General features: G+C 65.7%; 21 protein-coding genes. 19 read left to right on the plus strand and 2 right to left on the minus strand.

Annotated elements, in window-relative coordinates; all coding sequences use genetic code 11:
* The first annotated feature begins 76 nt into the window (after positions 1-76).
* The 15 genes from ACOGI7_RS04685 to ACOGI7_RS04755 all read left to right on the plus strand — a co-directional run bounded on the left by ACOGI7_RS04685 (position 77) and on the right by ACOGI7_RS04755 (position 15531).
* Entirely contained in the window at positions 77-931 is an 855-nt protein-coding gene (locus tag ACOGI7_RS04685; RefSeq protein WP_419850755.1) for a hypothetical protein, read from the plus strand.
* A 91-nt stretch (positions 932-1022) separates the two neighbouring features.
* Positions 1023-1508, plus strand: coding sequence for a dimethylsulfonioproprionate lyase family protein (locus ACOGI7_RS04690; protein WP_419850756.1), 486 nt, complete (start codon positions 1023-1025; stop codon positions 1506-1508).
* Positions 1509-1530: 22 nt separating this feature from the next.
* Positions 1531-2283, plus strand: a complete 753-nt coding sequence (locus ACOGI7_RS04695) for a creatininase family protein (RefSeq protein WP_419850757.1) — start codon at positions 1531-1533, stop codon at positions 2281-2283.
* On the plus strand, positions 2280-3449 hold the full coding sequence (locus ACOGI7_RS04700; protein WP_419850758.1) for an ABC transporter permease: 1170 nt from the start codon (positions 2280-2282) through the stop codon (positions 3447-3449). The genes ACOGI7_RS04695 and ACOGI7_RS04700 overlap by 4 nt, the downstream gene beginning before the upstream one ends.
* Positions 3446-4516 carry a sugar ABC transporter substrate-binding protein gene (locus ACOGI7_RS04705; RefSeq protein ID WP_419850759.1) on the plus strand — a complete coding sequence of 357 codons (1071 nt, stop codon included), beginning with the start codon at positions 3446-3448 and terminating at the stop codon, positions 4514-4516. Before ACOGI7_RS04700 ends, ACOGI7_RS04705 begins: the two co-directional genes overlap by 4 nt.
* A gap of 36 nt (positions 4517-4552) precedes the next feature.
* Positions 4553-6163, plus strand: coding sequence for a GMC family oxidoreductase (locus tag ACOGI7_RS04710; protein ID WP_419850760.1), 1611 nt, complete (start codon positions 4553-4555; stop codon positions 6161-6163).
* Positions 6160-6594 (plus strand): hypothetical protein, encoded by a 435-nt coding sequence (locus ACOGI7_RS04715; protein ID WP_419850761.1) that lies wholly within the window; start codon positions 6160-6162, stop codon positions 6592-6594. The genes ACOGI7_RS04710 and ACOGI7_RS04715 overlap by 4 nt, the downstream gene beginning before the upstream one ends.
* Positions 6591-7679 carry a zinc-binding dehydrogenase gene (locus tag ACOGI7_RS04720; RefSeq protein WP_419850762.1) on the plus strand — a complete coding sequence of 363 codons (1089 nt, stop codon included), beginning with the start codon at positions 6591-6593 and terminating at the stop codon, positions 7677-7679. Before ACOGI7_RS04715 ends, ACOGI7_RS04720 begins: the two co-directional genes overlap by 4 nt.
* Positions 7676-9157 carry an aldehyde dehydrogenase family protein gene (locus tag ACOGI7_RS04725; protein ID WP_419850763.1) on the plus strand — a complete coding sequence of 494 codons (1482 nt, stop codon included), beginning with the start codon at positions 7676-7678 and terminating at the stop codon, positions 9155-9157. The genes ACOGI7_RS04720 and ACOGI7_RS04725 overlap by 4 nt, the downstream gene beginning before the upstream one ends.
* Positions 9154-9870, plus strand: coding sequence for a class II aldolase/adducin family protein (locus ACOGI7_RS04730; RefSeq protein WP_419850764.1), 717 nt, complete (start codon positions 9154-9156; stop codon positions 9868-9870). Before ACOGI7_RS04725 ends, ACOGI7_RS04730 begins: the two co-directional genes overlap by 4 nt.
* Positions 9867-12188, plus strand: a complete 2322-nt coding sequence (locus ACOGI7_RS04735) for a xanthine dehydrogenase family protein molybdopterin-binding subunit (protein WP_419850765.1) — start codon at positions 9867-9869, stop codon at positions 12186-12188. Before ACOGI7_RS04730 ends, ACOGI7_RS04735 begins: the two co-directional genes overlap by 4 nt.
* Positions 12185-13000 (plus strand): ATP-binding cassette domain-containing protein, encoded by an 816-nt coding sequence (locus ACOGI7_RS04740; RefSeq protein ID WP_419850766.1) that lies wholly within the window; start codon positions 12185-12187, stop codon positions 12998-13000. The genes ACOGI7_RS04735 and ACOGI7_RS04740 overlap by 4 nt, the downstream gene beginning before the upstream one ends.
* 1 nt (position 13001) lies before the next feature.
* Positions 13002-13778 carry an LLM class F420-dependent oxidoreductase gene (locus ACOGI7_RS04745; protein ID WP_419850767.1) on the plus strand — a complete coding sequence of 259 codons (777 nt, stop codon included), beginning with the start codon at positions 13002-13004 and terminating at the stop codon, positions 13776-13778.
* A complete protein-coding gene (locus ACOGI7_RS04750; protein ID WP_419850768.1) occupies positions 13775-15016 on the plus strand; it encodes an aspartate aminotransferase family protein in 1242 nt (413 codons plus the stop codon). The genes ACOGI7_RS04745 and ACOGI7_RS04750 overlap by 4 nt, the downstream gene beginning before the upstream one ends.
* Positions 15013-15531, plus strand: coding sequence for a MarR family winged helix-turn-helix transcriptional regulator (locus tag ACOGI7_RS04755; RefSeq protein ID WP_419850769.1), 519 nt, complete (start codon positions 15013-15015; stop codon positions 15529-15531). Before ACOGI7_RS04750 ends, ACOGI7_RS04755 begins: the two co-directional genes overlap by 4 nt.
* Here the strand turns inward: ACOGI7_RS04755 and ACOGI7_RS04760 are convergent.
* Positions 15528-15947, minus strand: coding sequence for a hypothetical protein (locus ACOGI7_RS04760; protein ID WP_419850770.1), 420 nt, complete (start codon positions 15945-15947; stop codon positions 15528-15530). The genes ACOGI7_RS04755 and ACOGI7_RS04760 overlap by 4 nt on opposite strands.
* Positions 15948-16028: 81 nt before the next feature.
* Here ACOGI7_RS04760 and ACOGI7_RS04765 point away from each other — a divergent pair, with 81 nt between their 5' ends.
* Positions 16029-17942, plus strand: coding sequence for a protein kinase domain-containing protein (locus ACOGI7_RS04765; RefSeq protein ID WP_419850771.1), 1914 nt, complete (start codon positions 16029-16031; stop codon positions 17940-17942).
* Between the two features lie 3 nt (positions 17943-17945).
* Here the strand turns inward: ACOGI7_RS04765 and ACOGI7_RS04770 are convergent, their stop codons facing one another.
* Positions 17946-18371 carry a hypothetical protein gene (locus ACOGI7_RS04770; RefSeq protein WP_419850772.1) on the minus strand — a complete coding sequence of 142 codons (426 nt, stop codon included), beginning with the start codon at positions 18369-18371 and terminating at the stop codon, positions 17946-17948.
* Positions 18372-18436: 65 nt separating this feature from the next.
* Here ACOGI7_RS04770 and gatC point away from each other — a divergent pair, with 65 nt between their 5' ends.
* Genes gatC through gatB form a run of 3 tightly spaced genes read left to right on the plus strand, consistent with a single transcriptional unit; the run spans position 18437 to position 21605 of the window.
* The gene (gatC, locus tag ACOGI7_RS04775) at positions 18437-18742 is read left to right on the plus strand and encodes an Asp-tRNA(Asn)/Glu-tRNA(Gln) amidotransferase subunit GatC (RefSeq protein ID WP_419850773.1); all 306 of its coding nucleotides are present in this window, start codon (positions 18437-18439) and stop codon (positions 18740-18742) included.
* Positions 18739-20154 carry an Asp-tRNA(Asn)/Glu-tRNA(Gln) amidotransferase subunit GatA gene (gene gatA, locus ACOGI7_RS04780; RefSeq protein WP_419850774.1) on the plus strand — a complete coding sequence of 472 codons (1416 nt, stop codon included), beginning with the start codon at positions 18739-18741 and terminating at the stop codon, positions 20152-20154. The genes gatC and gatA overlap by 4 nt, the downstream gene beginning before the upstream one ends.
* Positions 20154-21605 (plus strand): Asp-tRNA(Asn)/Glu-tRNA(Gln) amidotransferase subunit GatB, encoded by a 1452-nt coding sequence (gene gatB / locus ACOGI7_RS04785; RefSeq protein WP_419850775.1) that lies wholly within the window; start codon positions 20154-20156, stop codon positions 21603-21605. Before gatA ends, gatB begins: the two co-directional genes overlap by 1 nt.
* The last annotated feature ends 20 nt before the right edge of the window (positions 21606-21625 follow it).

The following is a 21625-nucleotide window of genomic DNA, read 5'->3' on the forward strand; positions in this document are numbered from 1 at the left end:
ATTCCGCTTCAGGGTGGGTACGCCGGTGGCCAGAAGTGCTGTAGTGGGGTGGGTGAGGGGTCTTCGGGGGGACCGAGTGTGGGTGTGGGTCGTGCGAGTGTGGTGGGCGGCGTTGCCGTTTACCGCGGGGCCGGTATTGGCCGATGGTCTGCACGAGACCTCCGCGGCCTGGCGGTCCACGGCATCGGTGGGGCTGTGGGTGCTGTGGGGCCTTGTCCTGGTGGGATCTTTGCTGGCCCATCCGGCCACGCTGGTTCTGATCCGGCTGGCGTTGCCTTCAGCGGTGGCGGCTCTCTTGTGGGCCGGAAGGGCAGACGCCGATTGGGGTGAGGTTGCTCTAGTGGCAGCCATTTCAGGTGCATTGGCCGCCGTGGCGCTCAGCGCGCCGGTGGGCCAGGTGTTTGTGAACGGCATTTCCTATGGCGATGAAATCCGGCTTCTATTGCGACCTCCGGCGGTGCTGCTGGCGGGCCCTCTGCCGGCGGCGGCTGTGATCACTGTCGGCGGCGCTGTCGGCGGCCCGCTGCTACTGGCTGCCGAGCACTGGGCTGCTGGCGGGGTGATCACGGCGGTGGGCGTGCCCTTGGCAGTCCTTGCCGCTCGCTCGCTTTATTCGCTCACTCGCCGGTGGCTGGTGTTCGTGCCTACGGGCGTGGTGGTCCACGACCACCTGGCGTTGCAAGATCCCGTGCTGCTCCGCCGCCGATCGGTGGCTAGCTTCGGTCCCGCCAAGCAGGGATCCGATGCCTCAGACCTGAGCCAGGGCGCGGCCGGACTGCTTTTGGAATTGTCCCTGAGTCAACCGATCACTCTGTCCCCTCCGGCGAAGCGCAGGAGCAGCAATCAAGAAGTGCAGGCCGGAGCAATCCTGATTGCCCCCTCCCGCCCCGGTCAGACCATCGCCCTTGCCCGCCAACGCCAGCTTGTCTAGCGGCTGGCCAATCCCCCGGAATGAGACCCCCTGAGCACCAGCAAAACTTTGAGACTAAGATACCGAGCGCTGAAACAAATGAGGGGGAGGGATGAGCATGGCGAGTCAGTTCACTGATGCCGAGTTCTCCGAACACATCCAGAGGTACGGAGGCAAGGAACTGGACTGGGAGCCGTTTGCCGCCCAAGGAGACCTGAAAGAGGAGTACCGGCGGGCCCATGTGCGGATGGTGGGGGCGAGCATCACCGGCAAGCACTACGAGCCCGGAACGGTCACAGCCAACAATTTCACGCTGTCGGTGATGATGATGCCCCCGGGGGCTGTGGCCCCGTCGCACGCCCATGAAGTGGAAGAGGTCTTCTTCGTGGTCAAGGGAGAGTTGACCGCATGGTGGGAGGACGACAGTGGGCGGATCGTCGACACCGTGCTGAAGGAGCGGGAAATGATCTACAGCCCTGCTGGAATCATGCACGGACTGCGGAACCACACAGATGAGGAAGCCCTGGTGCAGGTGGTGATTGGCGTCGGCCGCCCGCAGAAGCCCACTTATCTCGACGCCACCCTCACCAACCTCTGAGGCACTCGTGCGGCTGGGGGAGATGAGCTGGACTGCTCTGGAGGAGCGGCTCAAGCAGGGTCCGCTGGATGTGATGATTCCGCTGGGCGCCTTTGAGCAGCACGGTCCTCATCTTCCCCTCGACACCGATGCCCTAATCGCAGACGCAGTGGCCGACCGGGCGGCCCAAAGAGTGGGAGATTGCATGGTGGCGCCCTGCATTTCCGTTGGTGCCTCCAGCCACCACCTGGCGTTTCCCGGTACGGCCAGCCTGAGCGATGCGACTCTCCGGAGCGTCTTGGTGGAAGTAATCCAAACCCTGGTGGGCCACGGTTTCCGGGGTGCCTACTTGGTGACCGGACATGCCGGAAACGTAGGGGCCATGGCCGCGGCAATGGGCGAGCTGGATGCCACAGATCGCTCCCGAGTGGTGTCGTTCGACGACTGGCCCGCCCAGCGTGAAGCCATCCATCAAGTGGCCGAAGCCCAACTCGGCTTGGACCGGGAGCTCGTGGGAACCCACGGCGGGCACTTCGAGACCAGCATCATGCTGGCCATCGCCCCAGATCGGGTGGACATGGCGTCGGCAGTTGCCGGCCATGTGGGGCCAGCCGCGTCGGCCAGCGCCAAGCTGCGCTCTGAGGGCATGGCCGCCCTTTCTCCGGTGGGCATCATCGGCGATCCCCGCGGGGCCTCGGCCGACGCTGGAGAGATCTACCTCGACGCGTTGGTCGGCCTGGTGGTTGAAGGCATCGCAGCCCATCGCGGCCGGTCGAAGCAGCAGGTGGCCCAGTGAGCGAGCCGGCGACCATCAGTGTCTGGGACAGAATCCAGGTTGCTATTCCCCGGGTAGTGGAGGCCAGCTTTGCTGGCTTCGTGGTCGTCATTCTGGGTGCGGTGATGACTTACAAGTCCGACGTGTTCTTTACGACCGGCAACCTCCACAACATTTTGTTGCAATCCTCCGTCCTGGCTTGCGCGGCATTCGGAATGACCCTGGTGATCATTGCGGCCGAGTTGGATCTCTCCCAGGGATCGGTCGTGGCCCTGATCGGGGTTGTGGCGGCTGAGACCATGGTGCGCAATAACAGCATTCTGTTGGGGCTGTTGGCCGGAGTGGGTGTGGGCATTGCTGCCGGACTGTTCAACGGGTTCATCACCGCGGTGCTCAAGGTCCCCTCTTTCATCACCACTTTGGGACTTCTCATTATGGCGAGGGGTTTGGCTCGTGAGATCACTGCGGGCAATACCGTGGGCAACCTCCCCGGCGGTTGGAAGGCATGGTGGAGTGAGGACTTCATTGGCTTACGGATGCCTGTTTGGGTGGCCTTGGGCCTCGGTGTCGTCTACCACGTAATCTTGCGCTACTCCCGATTTGGGTTACGGATCTACGCTGTCGGGGGCAACGCCGAAGCTGCTCGACGCGCGGGCATCAACGTAACTCGGGTGCGAGTCACTGTATTCGTGTTGGGGGGCTTCGCCGTTGCCGTTGGCGGATTCACCCTGCTGGGAAGGGTGCATGTTGGCCAGCCCAATGCCGCGGTACTCACCGAGCTATTCGCAGTGGCCGCGGTAGTGCTCGGAGGCACCAACCTGTTCGGAGGGCGGGGATCGATTCCCCGCACCCTGGCTGGCGTGCTCTTGATCGGCGTTATCAAGAACAGCCTGAATCTGCTCAGTGTGTCCTCCAACATGCAGGACGTGTGGTTGGGCGTGGTGTTCGTGCTGGCCATGACATCCCAATTCTTGCGCCGCTACTTGGAGCGGTGGGCCAATCGGAGCGAAGACACCGCCATCGAAGTCGAGGTTGATCACGAACTGGACGAAGAACGCCGTGCCATTGAGATAGCTGAGCAATCGGCCATCACAACAGCACCCGGAGATCTCCTTGCCGCCGGCCCTGCTGAGCAATCAGCCGATCCGGTAGCGGAGCAACCAAAACAACCCGGAGGGGAACAATGAAAACCAAAAACCTGTTGTTCAAGCTGCTGGCGCTGTTCTTGGCGCTGGGTCTGGTGGCCGCAGGATGCGGCAACGACGATGACGACGCAGGGTCGGCGCCGGCGACCACCGAGGCGCCGGCGACTGAAGCACCTGCGCCAGAGCCAACTGAAGCGCCCGCGCCCGATGACAGCGGCGACGGGGAGTGCATGGAGTATTACGAGGTGCGGTACGCCAACTTGGCGACCTTCATCTTGTATTTCCGCGACCTCGAAGCCGGTTTGGCTGAATTCGGCGCCCAGAACTGCTGGAACTTTGCCGCAGCCGATGCTGCCTACGTGATCGAGGATCAGGTAGCCCAGATAGAGGACTTCGTCACGCAAGGGGTCGACCTCATCATCGCCTCGCCGGGCGACCGTCAGGCGCTCATTCCCGCCTATGAAGCTGCGGCGGCAGCCGGCATACCGATGCTGTCTACCGGTGACAGCGTGCAGGAGGCTGCTCCGGAGATCGGCTTCATCGGCACCGACTGGGGTGTTGAGGGCACCAAGCAGACCGAGTGGATGGTCGAACAGCTCGGCGGATCGGGCAAGATCGCCCGGATCGGCGGCCCGGGGGCCAGCGAATACGTGGAGAAGCGACGCGAGGGCTTCGAGCACACCATGGCCGAGAACCCCGGTATCGAGGTGGTGTTCAACCAGAGCGCCAACAGCTTCACCGCTGAGGAGGGCCTCCGCTTGGCCCAAGACGCGTTGACCGCCAATCCTGACCTTGACGGCATCTGGGCTGACAGCGATGCTCTGGCCCTCGGCGCGGCGATCGCTGTGGAAGAGGCTGGCATCGACCACGCCGACATCCTCATCAGCGGGACCGACGGCGAGCCGGCCGTATTCGACCAGATCCGGGCCGGGACCGGTGTTGACATGACCATCGCCCTGAGGGGCTACCAGTGGGGTTGGCAGACCGCCGAGGTCGCCCACCAGTACCTCACTACCGGCAGCACCGGCCAGGGTTACTTCATCCAGGCGCCCACTTTCGTGGTGGATGCCGACACGATCGAAGGCATGACCAACGCCGACCTCCGATAGGGATTCTCTCCCTCCGGTGAACCACTGCTAGCGAACGTGACTTATCGGGCCGACGTCCTCATCATCGGCGCCGGTGCCTCCGGTGGGGTGGCTGCACGCCACCTGGCCGAGCACGGCTTCGATGTTGTCTGCCTCGAGCAGGGCGATTGGCCCGATAGGTCCGCGTTCCCCGGCACCCGGCCCGACTGGGAGCTGGCCATCCGCAAGGACTGGGCCATGAGCCCCAACGTGCGGATGAGGCCCGAGGACTATCCGGTGGTTCACGACGATTCGGATATAGAGCCCCTCATGTACAACGCGGTGGGGGGCAGCATGATCATCTACGCCGGGACGTGGCCCCGGATGCTCCCGTCGGACTTCCGGGTGCGGACGCTGGACGGGGTGGCCGATGACTGGCCCATCGCCTACCGAGAACTGGTTCCGTACTACAACGCCATCGACCAGCAGATCGGCGTGTCCGGGCTGGCCGGGGATCCAGCCTATCCACCCCACGACGACTATCCGCTCCCGCCACTGCCCCTGGGGGTGGCGGGCCGGCGGGCGGCCGAGGGGCACAACCGGCTGGGATGGCACTGGTGGCCCGAGCCCAACGCCATCTTGTCAGCGCCCTACGACGGGAGGCGGCCATGCGTGCAGCGAGGCGTTTGCACCTCGGGGTGCGCCGAGGGGGCCAAGGCCTCCACTGATCTGACCCACTGGCCTAAGGCAACCGCTGCTGGAGCCCGGCTAATCACCGGGGCCCGGGTCAGCCGGATCACGCTGGGACCTCGAGGATTGGCCACCGGAGCAGTCTGGCTGGACCGCTCCGGAGTCGAGCACCACCAAGAAGCCGATGTGGTGATCCTGGCCGCCAACGCGGTGGGCACGGCGCGGCTCCTGTTGCTGTCGGCCGACGACCGCCACTGTCCTGATGGTCTGGCCAACTCCAGCGGCCTCGTCGGCCGCCGCCTGATGATGCACCCGTTCTCGGTGGTGACCGGGTGGTGGGACGACCAGGTGGAGGGCTGGCAGGGTCACTTCGGGGCCAGCATCACCAGCTATCAGTTCTACGAGACCGATCCACACCGGGAATTCGTCCGAGGGGCCAAGTGGGCGCTCTCGCCGGTTGGAGGTCCCCTCAACCACATCCTGCCCATGCGGGCCGGAAACGAGGTGTGGGGGAGTGATCATCACGTCCTCATGGGCCAGACCTTCGGCCGGGGGGCGAGTTGGGCCATATTCGGGGAGGATCTTCCCGAGGAGACCAACCGGGTAGAGCTCGATCCGGATCGCGCCGACAGCCACGGCATCCCCGCACCCCGGGTGAGCTATCGGATCTCCGAGCACTCGCGGCGCCTTATGGCCTTCCAAGAAGAGCGGGCCGAAGAATCGCTCGAGGCTTCGGGATGCCAGGAGACCGCGGTGGCCAGCATGATCCCCTATTCGGGATGGCACCTCATGGGCACTGCCCGCATGGGCGAGAATCCGGCGAACTCTGTGGTCAACTCCCACCAGCAGGCCCACGATGTGCCCAACCTGTACATCGCCGATGCCAGCGTGTTCGTGACCAGCTCCGGGGTCAACCCCACCTGCACGATCACCGCGCTGGCCCTTCGGACTGCCGACCTGCTGGTTCAGAACCGAAGCGAACAGAAGGTGCCAGCATGACGGTTGCCGACAACACCGCCATCATCGACGTTGACCGATTGGAACAGATGGCCGACATCATGCTGCCCGCGGCCCACGGCATGCCCTCGGCCTCCGAAGTGGGGGCGGTGAACTCCTATCTCGACGAGGTGCTGGGATGGCGCGACGATCTGCGCCAACCGCTGGTCGAGGCGCTGGCCGCGCTCGATCCGGCAACGTTCACCGTGGAAAGGCTGTCGGCCTTCCTGGCCGAGGATGAAGATGCCTACACCGCCCTCACCACGGTGGTGGCGGCCTGCTACTACCTCAGCCCGGTGGTGCGCGACCGCATCGGCTATCCGGGCCAGGTGGCCAAGACCTACGATCCCTTCGCCTACACCGAATGGGTCGCCGAAGGGCTGCTCGACCCGGTTGTCGAGCGGGGCCCGATTTGGCGAAAGGTACCCGAATGAGCCGGGCTGTGGTTCTGGCCGACTACGCCGACGGTCCCGCGGTGGAGACCCTGGAGCTCGGACCGGTTCTCCCGGGAGGCGCCCTGGTGCGGATCGACGCCGCGACCGTGTGCGGGACCGACGTGCACATCTGCGACGGAGTCTTCGATCAGCTGGCCCGTCTGCCGCTGATATTGGGCCATGAGGGCACCGGAACTGTGGTGGAACTGGGCGCGGGTCTGAAGAGCGACGCTGTGGGCGAACCGCTTCGACCCGGCGACCGCATCGTCTGGGCTCACAATTGGTGCGGGCGGTGCTATTTCTGCGCGGTGGCCAAACAGCCCACTCTGTGTGAGAACACCATGGGATACGGGTGGGGTCCCTATGAGGAGGGTGCGGTCAACGGGACGTTCTCCGAGCACCTCCATGTGTCGCCCGATTCTCGGGTACTACGGGTGCCCGAGGGCGTGACCAGTCCGCTGGCCTCAGCGGCCACCTGTGCCTTGCGCACAGTCATGCACGCCCTCGACCGCATGCCCCGCATTCGCTTTAGCGACACGGTGGTCGTTCTCGGGGCAGGCCCAGTCGGGGTTATGGCCGCAGCGGCGGCCCTGCGAAGCGGGGCCAACCAGGTGATCCTCATCGGTGCACCCGGATCCCGGCTGGCCGCCACCGAAGCATGGGATCTGGCTGCCCGTATCGACATCGATGAAACCGAGCCCGGAGAGAGAATCGAAGCGGTCCGCAGTATGACAGCGGGTCGGGGTGCTGACTTCGTGATCGAATGCGCGGGGCCTCCCGACGCCTTTACCGAGGGAATGGAGATGGTGCGAGCCGGCGGCACGCTCATGGTCGTCGGCCAAGCCCATGGCAAAACCGTTCCTGTGCCGACCACGGCTATGAAAGTCCGCCAGCTCACGGTGCGGACCTCGCTCTCGGCCGACATCTCCCACTTCCACGACGCCCTCCGGTTCTTGGACCGGCACAGCGTCGAGTTGGGGCTGGAATCAGCGGTGTGCTCCAACACCTATTCCCTGGATCAGGTGACCGATGCATTGGCCGCCATGAAAGCCGGTGCTGAGATGAAGCCGGTGATCGTCCCATGACTTCCGACCTGTCAGGAGTCGAACTCCGCGACCGCTATCCGCTGCTGGTGGGGGACCGCGAGGTGGCCGATGGCGACATGATGGCGGCAATCGCCCCGGGCACCGGTGAGATGGTGGCTGAGGTGCCGCTGGCCGACGCCGCGGCGGTGGATCGGGCCGCCACGGCAGCAGAAGGGGCCCAGCCGGCGTGGGCCGCGTTGTCGGCCGCTGAGAGAGGCCGTCATTTGAGGGACCTGGCCGACGCCGTGCGGTCACAGGCCGAGCGTCTGGCCCGGATCGACGCCATGGACAGCGGCAACCCCCTGGCTGCCATGCGCAACGACGTGGCCTACGGGGCCGATGCCCTGGACTACTTCGCTGGCATCGCCCGCGAACTGCACGGCAAGACCCTGCCAGCGTCGGCCAACAGCCTCCATTTGACCTTGCGAGAGCCCTACGGCGTGGTGGCCCGCATCCTGCCCTTCAACCACCCGCTGATGTTCACCCTCTTTCATGCAGCCGCCCCCTTGGCCGCGGGAAACACCGTTATTGTGAAGGCCCCCGACCAAACCCCCATCTCCCCATTGGAGATCGCCTATCTGGCCGCCGAGGTCCTGCCTACCGGCGTGCTGACTGTGCTGACCGGAAACGGAGCTACCACCGGCGAGGCCTTGGTGGCCCACCCGGCAATCGGTCGCATCGGGTTCACCGGACGGGGGACGACCGGGCTACGAGTCATGGAGGCTGCCGCGGCCTCGGGCCGGGTAAAGCATGTGACCGTTGAGCTCGGGGGCAAGAACCCCCTCTTGGTCGCGCCCGATGCCGACCCCGCGTTTGTGGCCGAGCAGGCCGTGGGGGGGATGAACTTCGAGTCCTCCCAGGGGCAGTCATGCGGATCCACGTCTCGGCTCTACGCCCCCGCGGCCCTCCGCGACGAGATCGTGGATGCGGTAGCCGCCCGGCTTGATCAGATCAGGGTGGGCGACCCCCTCGATACGGCAACCACCATGGGGCCGCTCGTGTCCGAGCCCCAGCTCAGCCGGGTTCAGGGCTATGTGGATGTTGGGCGGTCGGAGGGTGCCCGGCTGATCAGGGGCGGCGCCGCTCCCGACGGCGTGCCCGAGGGCGGGTATTACCTGGCGCCCACACTCTTCGACCGGGTGGAGTCCGGCCACACCATCGCCATCGAGGAGATCTTCGGTCCGGTGCTGTCGGTACTGGAATGGCGAGATCGAGACGACCTCATCGCCCAGGCCAATGCCACCCGCTACGGGCTGACGGCCAACATCATCACCAACGATCTGGACTGGGCGATGGACGCCGCCCGCCGGGTGCAGGCCGGATGCGTATGGATCAACGGGCGGGGCCAGCACTTCCTGGAGACGCCATTCGGCGGTTACAAGGACTCAGGGCTGGGAGCGGAGGGGTCGATGGAGTCGCTGCTCAGCTACACCCGGACCAAAGTCGTCCACGTTCTCGACATCGGAGCGCGACCATGAGCATCCAACAGTCTGAGGCCATTGCCGACCTCAAGAAGAAGATCGCCACCTCGACCCGGATTCTGGTCCGAGAGCGGCTGATCGGTCCCTTTGGCCACCCCTCGGCCCGGGTTCCGGGAACCGACCTGGTGGCCGTGTTGGGGCACACCCATGACGACGTCAAAGACCTGGCCGAGACCGACCCCGAAGATGTGGTGGTTATGGACCTGAACGGTGAGGTGGTCGAGGGGTCGATGGAGGCCCCTGGCGAGCGATTCATGCACACCGAGATATACAAGTCCCGGTCCGACGTTGGGTCGGTGATCCATGCCCACCCCATGCACTGCATCGCGTTCTCAATGACCAATGTGCCCCTTGCCCCGGTCTGGCACCTGTGCACGCTGTTCGCCGACGGCGTCCCGGTGTACGACTCCGCGGTGCAGATCGACGACCCCGAGCGCGGCCGAGCAGTGGCTGCAGCCCTGGGAGGCCGGAAGGGGATCCTGCTGAAGGGCCACGGGCTCACTGTGGTGGGATCCTCTATCGAGGAGGCCACGGTAAGCGCGGTGAATCTTGAGCGCTCGGCTCGATTGCAGATCATGGCCCAAGGCCTGGGCTCCATAGCGGCCATCGACCCGTCTGAGCTGACCGACGAGTTGCTCACCGACGGATTGACCCTGGAGGAATACACCCATACCCAGTGGGACTACTGGGCTGTGGAGTTAGCCCGGTGAAAACACTGCGGCGGGAGGATCCCCGTCTGCTGCGGGGCGGCGGACGCTATGTGGCCGACATCGAGCTTCAGTCGATGCGCTACGTCGCTTTCGTGCGCAGCCCTGTGGCCCACGCCGACGTGAACGGGGTAGAGCTGCCCCCGGGCGTTGTCGGCTGGACTGGCGCAGATCTGATCGGGCGGATCGACACAATGGCGCCCAACGAGGCCGATGGCGGCGTCTACCAGGACAAATTGCTGGATTCTCTGGATGACGAGCGGCTGTTCGTGCGCCATGAGGGTCGGCCGCTGCTGGCGGTAGACCGGGTACGGCACGTGGGCGACCCGATCGCTGTGGTGATCGCCGACACCCCCTATGCCGCAGCAGACGCGGCTGATCGGGTGCTCCTCGACCTGGCTCCCCGTCCGCCGGTAGTCGATCCGTTCGCCGCGCTGGCCGATGACGCTCCCCGGCTGTACGACCACTGGCCTGATAACCGCTCGTTGTTCGTCGCCGCCGGTTTTGGCGACATAGGCAGTGCCTTTGCCGAAGCCGCCCATGTCAGCCGACGCCGTCTTCACTCGGGCAGACTGGCTTGTCACCCGATGGAGCCGAGGGGCGTGGTGGCCGAACACGATCCCCGCACCGATCTGCTCACGGTGTGGAGCAGCACTCAGATTCCCCATCCGCTGCGCACCGCTCTGGCCAAGGCTCTGAGCAGACCGGCGCACCGAATCCGGGTTGTGGCGCCCGACGTGGGCGGCGGCTTCGGCGTCAAGGCCATTCCCTACGCCGAAGAACTGATTATGGCTTTTCTGGCGCTGGAGATGGGAGTCCCTCTCAAATGGGTGGAGCAGCGGAGCGAGCACGGCTTGGCCGCCATCCATTCCCGAGATCAGATCCACGACATCGAACTGGCTCTCGACGGCGATGGTTGCATACTGGGGGTGCGCGACCGATTCGTGGTGGACAATGGAGCGGCCAATCCGCTGGGCGTGGTCCAGCCCTACAACACGCTGGCCCACCTCTGCGGGTGCTATCGGGTGCCGGCGCTGGATGTGGAGGCCACGGCGGTCGTGACCAACAAAGCCCCGATCTCGCCCTATCGGGGAGCGGGCCGACCCGAAGCCGTCTTTGCCATGGACCGCATCATCGATGTGGCCGCCCGAGAGATGGGCATCGACCCGGTGGAACTTCGCCGCCGCAACCTCATCGGGGCCGAGGAAATGCCCTATACCGTCGGCCTCAACTACCGGGACGGCACCCCTATGACATACGACAGCGGCGACTTTTCCCGCTGCTTCGAGGCGGCCATGGCCCTGAGCGGTATTGCCGACGGCCTTCGAGGAGGGGCGCGCGACGACGCCGGCCGGTTAGTGGGGGTCGGCGTGTCCACCTATGTGGAGGGAACAGGGGTCGGACCGTTCGAGAGCGCCCGAGTGCGGGTGGACGAGACCGGATGGGTCGAGGTGGCCACTGGCGCGTGCTCGCAGGGCCAGGGTCATGAGACCGTGTTCGCCGAGGTGTGCGCCCAGGCGTTGGGGGCCGACCCCGAACGCGTGACGGTGGTCGGGGGCGATACCGCCGCAGTCGAGTACGGCTGGGGCACGCTGGCCAGCCGCAGTGCGGTGGTGGCCGGCAGCGCGATCCACGAGGCTGCCGGGGTGTTGCGAGACCGGATTGTCAACGCAGTGGCTCAGCAGTGGGAACTGGCCCCTGCCGACCTGCGCATCCACAACGGCATGGTGGAGGTGGTGGGAACGCCCACCCGGTGTATGGAACTGGCTGAGGTCGCTGAAGGCTTCGCCCCCGGAGGCATCTTTGCCAACGGCAACACCCCCGGCCTTGACGAGATGGTCTGCTTCGAGCCGGCGACCGTCACCTTTGCCGCCGGAGTGCACGTAGCGCGTGTTGCCGTTGATCCCTCTACAGGAGCTGTGGAGATCCTCGACTACGCGGTCGCCCATGACTGCGGACCGCTGCTGTCTCCCATGATCGTGGACGGCCAGATCGCCGGGGGAGTTGCCCAGGGGATCGGAGCGGCGCTGTTCGAGCAAGCGGCATACGACGCCGACGGTCAGCCCCAGAACCCCAGCCTGGCCGACTATCTGGTGCCCGACGCCGCCGGGGTGCCTGAACTGGCTGTCGTCCATCTGGAGACGCCGTCGCCGCTCAACCCATTGGGCATCAAGGGTGTGGGCGAGGCCGGAGCCATATCCCCTCCAGCCGCGGTGGCCAACGCCATCGAAGATGCTCTAGCCGGCCTCGGCATCGAGGTGAACCGGGTACCGGTCTCGCCCGACTATCTGTTCGACCAATTGCACGGAGCACGATCATGACCGCAACCCAATCTGGATCAATTGCCGAGGCCCCTCGCTCCCAGGGGTCGGAATCGCCGGACATCGCCCTGAGCGTGTCGGGCATTCACAAGCGGTATGGCGGTGTGGTTGCGCTTCGAGATGTGTCACTGGATTTCCCCACTGGCACGCTCACCGCCATCGTGGGTGACAACGGGGCCGGGAAGAGCACCCTTCTCAAAGTGATCTCCGGGGCAGAGCAGCCCGATTCCGGGCAGGTGGTGCTGCACGGCGAGATCCGCCGGTTCCGCTCCCCGCTGGACGCTCGGACGGCCGGCATCGAAACCGTGTACCAAGACTTGGCGCTGGCCGACAACCTGGATGCCGCCCAGAACCTGTTCATGGGGCGGGAGCTGAAAGTGGGGTGGGGGCCGTTCACCTTCCTGCGCCGTCGGGCCATGCGCCGCGACACCGAAGAGATCATTCGGCGGCTCAACATCAAGATCCCATCGGCCCGCATCCCGGTCCAGCACTTCTCCGGGGGCCAGCGTCAAGGAGTGGCCATTGCCCGGGCCATGAACTGGGGCAACGAAGTGATCGTCATGGACGAGCCCACCGCCGCGCTGGGCATCGCCGAGACCGCCCGGGTGGAGGACCTCATCATCACGCTGCGCGAGCGCAAGCTGACCATAATCGTGGTCAGCCACAACCTGGACCAGGTGTTCCGCCTCGCCAATCGGATCGCGGTGATGCGTCGAGGCCAGCTCATCGAACTGTTGGACGCCCACAGCACCGATGCCCAAAGGCTGGTGTCGCTCATCACCGGTTTGGCTGCGTCGCACGAGGGAGAATGAGATGCCGCCGCGAGTGGGGGTCCAGATCCGGCCCAATCATGTGAACTGGGACGAGATGGCGGCCGCTTGGCGGTACGCAGACGAGGCCGGGGCTGACAGCATTTGGACGTTCGACCACTTCTTCCCCATTGACGGCGACCCCGACGGCACTGCCTTTGAGTGCTGGTCCACCCTGGCCGCCATGGCTTCGGTTACCAGCAGGGCGCAGATCGGCCCGCTGGTCACCTGTACCGGATTCCGCAACCCCGACCTGCTGGCCGACATGGCCCGCACGGTGGACCACGCCTCCGGAGGCCGGCTGGTGCTCGGCCTGGGCTCGGGCTGGTTGGAGCGGGACTACCAGTCCTACGCGTTCGCCATGTCCCGCGACGCCGATCGCATTCGCGAGATGGAGGCGGCCATCTACCGCATCCGCCACCGCCTGGGACAGCTCCGGCCCGGCCCAGTGGGCCCGCTTCCCATTCTGGTCGGCGGGCTGGGGGAGCGGATGACCCTGGACGTGTGCGCCCGGCTGGCCGATGCCTGGAACGGATGGGGCACTCCCGACGAGATCGCCCACCTCAACGGGGTGCTGGACCGATGGTGCGAGCGGGCCGAACGCGATCCGGCAAGGGTGGAGCGAACGGTGGCGCTGTTCGAGACCGCCAGCGATTCCACCTACGACGACTATGCGGCGGCTGGCGCTGAGCATCTCATCTTGGTCCGGTCGGGCCCCGACTATCAGATAGAAGAACTGGAATCCCTGCTGGTATGGCGGGATGCCCGGAGCGGGGCGTGAGCAGCGCCACCGCCCCATTGTGGATGCCGTTCACCCCGGCGGGTGGCAGCAGGCCGCCGGTAGTGATGGCCGGGGACGGCAACTATGTGGAGACCGACGACGGTGCCCGGCTGCTTGATGCCACTGCTGGCGGAGTGGCCTGTGTGATCCTGGGACACGGCCGAACCGAGATCGCCGAGGCGGTGGCGGAGCAGCTCCGTACGCTGGAGTACCACTGCCTGTTCGGTTATAGCCACCCTCGGGCCCAGGAGCTGGCCGAGGCGGTCGCCGCCCGCACGCCGGGCGATCTGAGCCACGTGTTCTTCACCAACTCGGGCTCCGAAGCGGTTGAGACCGCTCTGAAAATAGCCCGCGGGTACTGGCGCCGGATCGGGCAGGCATCCAAGACCGGCTTCGTGTCGCTGCATCGGGGCTATCACGGTATGAACTTCGGGGGGATCTCAGTAGGCGGCCTCACCGAGAACCGGTCGGGATTCGGTCCGCTCCTAGAGGGCTGCACCCAGGTTCCGGCCCACGAAATCGATGCTCTGGAACGGGAGCTGGCCTATCGCGATCCGAGCACCATCGCCGCGGTGATCATGGAGCCGGTGCAGGCCGCCGGAGGGGTCTACCCTCCTCCAGAGCACTACTTGTCCGAGGTCAGGGCGATATGCGACCGCCACGATGTACTCCTGGTTCTGGATGAGGTGGTCTGCGGTTTCGGTCGGCTGGGCTACTGGTTCGGGGGTCACCGCTACGGAGTGGTTCCCGACATCATGACTGTGGCCAAGGGGTTGACATCGGCCTACATCCCCATGGGGGCGGCCATCGCCAGCAGCCGGGTTCACGAGGTGTTCATCGATCCAGAAGGCTCAATCGAGCTGATGCACGGTTATACCTACAGCGGCCATCCCGCCGCCTGCGTCGCCGGGCTGAAGGTGATCGAAATCCTCGAGCGGGAAGCACTGGTGGATCACAGTCTCCAGACCGGTCGGCACCTTCAGGAGCGGATACGCAGTCTGGATTCCCTGCCAGTGGTGGCAGAGGTTCGCGGCGAGGGGATGCTGGCCGCGGTGGAACTAGACGCGGAAAGCCCGGAGCCCCTGGTAGCCGAGGCCCAGAGGCGCATCCAGGCAGCCGGGCTACTGGTGCGGGCTCAGGCCGACCACTTGGGCATCTACCCGCCGTTCACGTTCACCGCCACTGAGGTGGACCGAGTAGTCGACACCATCGGGACGGTGCTGGAGGAGATGTCGTGACCTACGACCGAGTGGACTCGATTCTGGAGCAGTGGGCCAACGAGCGGCCTGATCTGGACGCTTCGCCCATTGGAATCTTCGGGCGAATCTCTCGCATCGACCGATTGTTCGAGCAGTCCATGGCCGAGTTCCTCCGGCCGTTCGGCCTCACTCTTGGCCTATTCGACGTATTGGCGGCGTTGCGGCGAAACGGCGAGCCATTTCAGGCCAAGCCGAGTGAGCTGGCGGCTATGACCATGCTCACTTCTGGGGGAATGACCGGGCGGGTGGACCAGCTTGAGAAGCTGAATCTGGTCCGCCGGGTGCCCGATCCCGATGATCGCCGGGTGATGATGGCCCAGCTCAGCCCAGAGGGCAGAGAGTTGATCGATCAGCTCATGGGCGAGCACCTGGATCGCGAGCGTGACCGGTTGGAGTGGTTGCAGGACGGAGAGTCGGCGGATTTCGCCGGCTACTTGCGCACGCTGGAGGCTTCTCTGCGGTCTTTCGACGGTCTGACGCGAGACGACAGCTAGGAGGCGGTGAAGCACCAAGAGATGGTGGCGGCCTCAGCGGAGCCGGTCTCTTGGCGCCAATAGGTCACCAGGGCGCAGTTCTGCTCGGCTCGGAGGCTCTCGATCACCTTTCCCTGATCGGGTCGGAAGGTGAATCGGTTGAGGTTGGGGAGATGGCGAATCTGACCGGGGGGAATGTCCACCCCGTTGATGGACAGGCGGGCGTCGTAGCCGGCGGCCAAGTCGATGCCCACGGTTTCCTGGGAGAGAACCTCGGCGTTGCGGGGAGGAATGAGCTCGTCCACCGCGGCGTTTCCGGTGACGGTCACGTCGTTGTCGTCGGTGTCGGCCAGAAACAAGGCCAGAAGTATGGCCGCGGCACCCATCAGGGCCGCAACGGCCAACAACACCCGGCGCAGCGCGATGGACTCCAGCACACACCCAGTGTGCCCGCTGACAGGGCTTGGAGACACCCTGGGTGGCGCGGAACTGCTTGATTCGCCAAGTACCCTCAGAGCGTGTCCCAAGGCAGCGGGGAAGCTGGGGTGATCGGCCAAGTTCTGGGAGGGCGCTATCGGCTCGTGACCCACATTGGCGCAGGTCGGTTCACCCATGTCTTCCTGGCCTATGACCTGTCTCAGTCGCGCCGGGTGGCGGTCAAGCTGCTGGCCGACGAAGTCCTGCCCGACGGGTGGACCCGAGACGGGGTCTTCGCCAGCCGCTTCCTGGAGGCGGCCGAGGAGGCCGCTGCGGTGGCCCATCCCCACTTGGCGGCAATACGCGACTGGGGCGACTCGGACATCGGCCTCTATGTGGTGGGCGACTACTTGGAGGGCGGGAGCCTTCAGGGGATGCTCGATGCTGGGCATCTGCTTTCGCCGTCGCAGACCCTGATGGTCGGCTTGGAGGTGACCCGCGGGCTGGAGCACATCCACCGCCGGGGGCTCGTCCATCGAGATGTCCGACCTTCCAACATCCTGTTCGACAGCCGCGGCCGTTCCCGCCTGGCCGACCTGGGTACGTCCTGGATCCTGACCTCTTCCGAGGCAGGAGGGGTGCTGACGGCGCGGTCGGTCTTCTCGGCGATCGACGCGGTGCGCTATGCCTCGCCCGAGCAGGCCCAGGGCTTGTCTCCGGACCACAAGAGCGATGTGTACTCCCTGGTATTGGTGCTCACCGAGGCGCTGTCGGGGCGGGTACCGTTCGAGTCGGACGACCCCGAGTACACCCAGATGGCCAAGATGAGCCGCCAACTCGACCTGGCTGGCCAATTCGACCGTTTGGGCCGGGTTCTGGAGATGGCGGGACGGCCGGAGAGAGACGATCGTCCGAGTGCCCATGATCTGAGTGCCGCCCTGCTGGCCGCGGCTGAGACGCTGCCCCGGCCAGGCCCGCTCCCGCTGACAAAGGCAAGACCCGAGATCCCCGATACCGACGAGACGGCGGTGGCTGGCGCGCCCGCAAAGCGCCCACCGGAGAAGAGCACCCAACCAAAGGCGGGTCGTCCGGCGTTCCGCCGGCTGCTAGCGGCCGCGATAGCACTGGTATTGCTGGGGGGAGCAGGCTTCGGGGCGTATGCCCTATGGAAGAGCCAGTTCGGCACACAAACCCAACCGGTGCCGGATCTGGCCGGGGCCGAGGAGGCCGACCTGCTCCGCATTGAGAGCGAATTCGGCTGGGTCCTCAACCGCCTGGAGCAGCGCCAAGACGGGACCGTGGCCGGCCAAGTGCTCGGCCAAGCCCCCCAGCCGGGTACCGGACTGGAGGAGGGGGAGACCGTGACGGTGTGGGTGTCTTTGGGTCCCGAGCTGGTAGCCATTCCCAGCAACATTGTCGGGCTGGCCGTCGAAGACGCCGGGGTCTCGCTCGATGTGGCGGGGTTGTCGCTGGGGGAGATCAGCCAGCGCTACGACGAAACAATGATCGAGGGGGTGGTCGTCGAGGTGGACGAACTCTTCTCCGAGGTTGAACCAGGGGCCAGTGTGGACTTGGTGGTTTCACTTGGGCCGTCGCCCCGAGTCGTGCCCGACATCGACACCGGCTCGTCGCTGGCCGTGGCTCGAGAGAGGCTCGAAGAGCTCCGCTTGGGAGTGCTGGAGTGGCCAGTACACGACAATCTGGTTGAGGCCGACCACGTGGTGAGGGTGGAGCCTCCGCCCGGAACGGAGGTGGCGGCCGACACAGTGATCACCGTGGTGATCTCAGCCGGACCCGAACAGGTCCGGGTGCCCGCTATGGCCACTCTTGGGGTGGCAGATGCCACCGGGGTTCTTGAAGAAGCCGGCCTGTGCTTGGGCGAAGTCGAGGGTCCGCTCGATTCCGAGATCCTGGCGTCCAACCCGCCCGCCGATGCCGTCGTGGATTTCGGAACGTGCGTGGACCTGTTCACCCGCCCCGAAGAGCAGGCTGGAGAGAGCTCCGAAGAGGGCTAAGCGTCATTCCAAAGCGGTGATGGACCGCAACCGATCCTGAGCACGCCGGGCAAAGTCGGCCTGCTCGTCGGTCATCCCCTCTCCGAACAGCAGGAGGACAAGAGCCAAGTCGCCGTCCACCCGCAAGGCGCCGGTGAGAAAGCCGTGGGTCACGATGTCGGGGTCATCGGTGACAAAGGCAGCCAAAGCCGCGGGATAGTCGAGGAACACGGTGGCATCGGGGTCTTCTAGATTGCCCGGAACCGGCAGCGGGCCTCCGGCATCGGTGTCAATGGAGGCCCGGAACTGGCCATTGCCGAAGGGGGTGTCGGTGACCACCAGATTGACCCGGGCCGTGTGCCCGGAGCCTGGGGCAGCCGAAGCCAGTTCCTCGCGCAGCGCCATCGCCGATTCAATCCACTCTGGGCTGAGAAAGCGGTGCACCCTCATCCTGGCAACGTATCGCTATCCAGCGCCGGAAACCCCCTGGGAAAACGGTACGATGTCGCTTCGGTATGGGGCAGCAACGCATCACCCGAGCTGAGTGCGCCCACGTGGCCGCGTTGGCCCGCCTGGAGTTGACCGACGAGGAGCTAGACCGATTCACCGGCCAGCTCGACGAGCTCTTGGACCATGTGGCCGAGGTGGAGGCGCTGGACTTGGAGTCGCTTCCCCCGACGATGCACGCCCTTCCCATCACCAACCAGCTCCGGCCGGATACTCCCGGCGACGTGCTGGACCGCGACGAGGTGCTGAATCAGGCGCCGTTCGCTGAGGATGGCCAATTTCGGGTGCCTCCGGTCTTGGGAGAAGCTCCGTGACAGCGGTGGAAATTGCCGCCGCGGTGCGGTCGGGGCAGCGTTCGGCGCGCTCGGTGGTCGACGAGTACCTGAGCGCGATCGACGGCGGCGAATCCGACATCCACGCTTTCAACTTGGTGGCTGCGGCACGGGCCCGGGACCGGAGCGACGAGATCGACGCCGAGGTAGCCGCAGGCCAAGACCCCGGCCCGCTGGCTGGGGTGCCCGTCGCTCTCAAGGACAATTTATGCACTCGGGGAGTGCCCACCACCTGCTCCTCCCGCATCCTGGAGGGCTGGGAGCCGCCGTATGACGCCACGGTGGTGAAGCATCTCCATGATGCCGGCGCAGTGATGGTGGGCAAGACCAACATGGATGAGTTCGCCATGGGCAGCTCCACTGAGAATTCGGCGTTCGGCCCCACCCGCAACCCGTGCGACACAAGCCGGGTGCCGGGCGGATCATCTGGGGGCAGCGCGGCGGCGGTGGCCGCCGGGTTTGCCCCGGTGGCGCTGGGCAGCGACACCGGCGGGTCGATCCGCCAGCCCGCCGCGCTGTGCGGGGTGGTCGGAGTCAAGCCCACTTACGGTTTGGTGTCCCGTTATGGCCTGGTGGCGTTCGCCTCCTCGCTCGACCAGATCGGCCCGTTCACCACCACGGTGGCCGATGCAGCTGCCGTACTGGACGTGATCAGCGGTCCCGATTCCCAAGACTCAACCAGCATCAGTGAATCCCAACCCCTGGTTTCCGCCACGCTGGACGACGGGGTGGACGGGCTGCGGGTGGGGGTGCTGACCGAGTTAAGCGGCAACGGCATCGCCCCGGATGTGGCCGCTCGGTTGCGGGCCGCGGTGCGAGCGCTGGAATCAGCCGGGGCCCGTGTTGCCGAGGCCAGCGTCCCGGCGGCGGTCTTCGGGCTGTCGGCTTACTACCTGATCGCGCCAGCCGAGGCCTCCAGCAATCTGGCCCGCTACGACGGGGTTCGCTACGGACTGAGGGTTGATGCATCCAGCACCCCCGACATGAACACCGCCACCCGCTCTGCCGGGTTCGGCGAGGAGGTCAAGCGCCGCATCATGATCGGCACCTACGCCCTGTCGGCCGGGTACTACGACGCCTACTACGGCAAGGCCCAAAAGGTGCGCACGCTCATCATCAACGACTTCGCCTCGGTGTGGGAGCAGTTCGACCTGTTGGTGAGCCCCACGTCGCCCACCACCGCGTTCTCGCTGGGGGAGCGCACTGCCGACCCTATGGCCATGTATATGAGCGACGTGTGTACCGTGCCGGTGAACCTCACCGGACAGGCCGCCATGTCGGTGCCCTACGGGGTGGGCGACGACGGCCTGCCGGTGGGCGTGCAGATCTTGGCACCGGCTCTGGCCGAGCCGGTCATGTTCCGGGCCGCGGCGGTGCTGGAAGCGAGCCTGTGATGGGCGCAGAAGCACACGACGTGCCCGGGCTCGGTGCCCCGGCCGATACCGAGTGGGAGACGGTGGTGGGATTGGAGGTCCACGCCGAGTTGGCCACTGAGACCAAGCTGTTCAGCGCCAGCCCCAACCGGTTCGGCGGCGAGCCCAACACCCACATCGACCCGGTGTCGCTCGGCTTGCCCGGTTCGCTTCCCGTGCTCAACGAGAAAGCGGTGGAGCTGGCCATTCGGGTGGGCCTGGCCCTCAACTGCCGGATCCAGCCATCGGTGTTCGCCCGCAAGAACTACTTCTACCCCGACATGCCCAAGGACTTTCAGATCAGCCAATACGACCAGCCGATCAACGTGGACGGCTGGCTGGAGCTTCCCTCGGGCAAGCGGGTCGGCATCGAGCGGGCCCATCTGGAGGAGGACACCGGCAAGACCGTCCACATTGGCGGGGGAGGGCGCATCCACGAGGCCGGGTACTCGCTGGTGGACTACAACCGGGCCGGGGTGCCGCTCATTGAGATCGTGGGCCATCCCGAGCTGCGTTCAGCCGAGGAGGCCCGCCAGTACGTTTCTGAATTGCGGTCCATCCTGGTGGCGGTGGGGGCGTCCGACGGCAAGATGGAGGAGGGTTCCCTGAGGGTGGACTGCAATGTTTCGGTTAGGCCGGTGGGAAGCGACCGGCTGGGCACCCGGTGCGAGATCAAGAATGTGAACTCGCTGCGCTCGTTGGGCCGGGCTGTCGAATATGAGGCCCGCCGTCAGATCGACCTGCTGACCAGCGGGCAGGTCATAGAGCAGCAAACCCGGCATTGGAACGAGGATGACGGGCGCACCCACGCTTTGCGCTCCAAAGAAGAGGACTACGACTACCGCTATTTCCCCGAGCCCGATCTGCTGCCGCTCGACCCCAGCACTGAGTGGGTGGAGCAGATCCGCCATGCGCTGCCTGCCTTGCCCCGGGACCGCCGGATGAATTTGGCGGAGGCCACCCCATCGGTGGACATCGACCACATTGCGCTGGCCGTCGAGCGCTCGATGGACGAGCTGGCGTTGGCGGCCATCAGCGGGGGAGGGGAACCAGAGAGGGTGATGACCCACATCGTCCAGAACTTGGCCGACGGGTCTGGCCAGTTGACCCCCGAAGCGCTCGCCGACCTGGTTGGCATGGAGGACGCGGGCGATCTGACCGCTACCCAGGCCAAGAAGGTGCTGGCTGTGCTGGTGGAGGGCGGGGGATCGCCTCAAGACGCGGCCCAGACACTGGGATTCGAGGCCATGGACACCGGCGAGCTGGAGTCTTTGGTCGACAGCCTCATTGCCGAGCACGCCGATGAGTGGTCCCGATATTGCGACGGAGACAACAAGCTCACCGGCTTCTTCGTCGGCCAGGTGATGAAGGCCACTCAGGGCCGAGCCGACGGAAAAGCCGTCACCCAACTCCTCAACTCCCGCCGCGGCTAGAGGGCTGGTTTTCAGGGGAT

The organism is Candidatus Poriferisocius sp., from assembly GCF_965204145.1.
Taxonomy (GTDB): Bacteria; Actinomycetota; Acidimicrobiia; order Acidimicrobiales; family Bin134; genus Poriferisocius.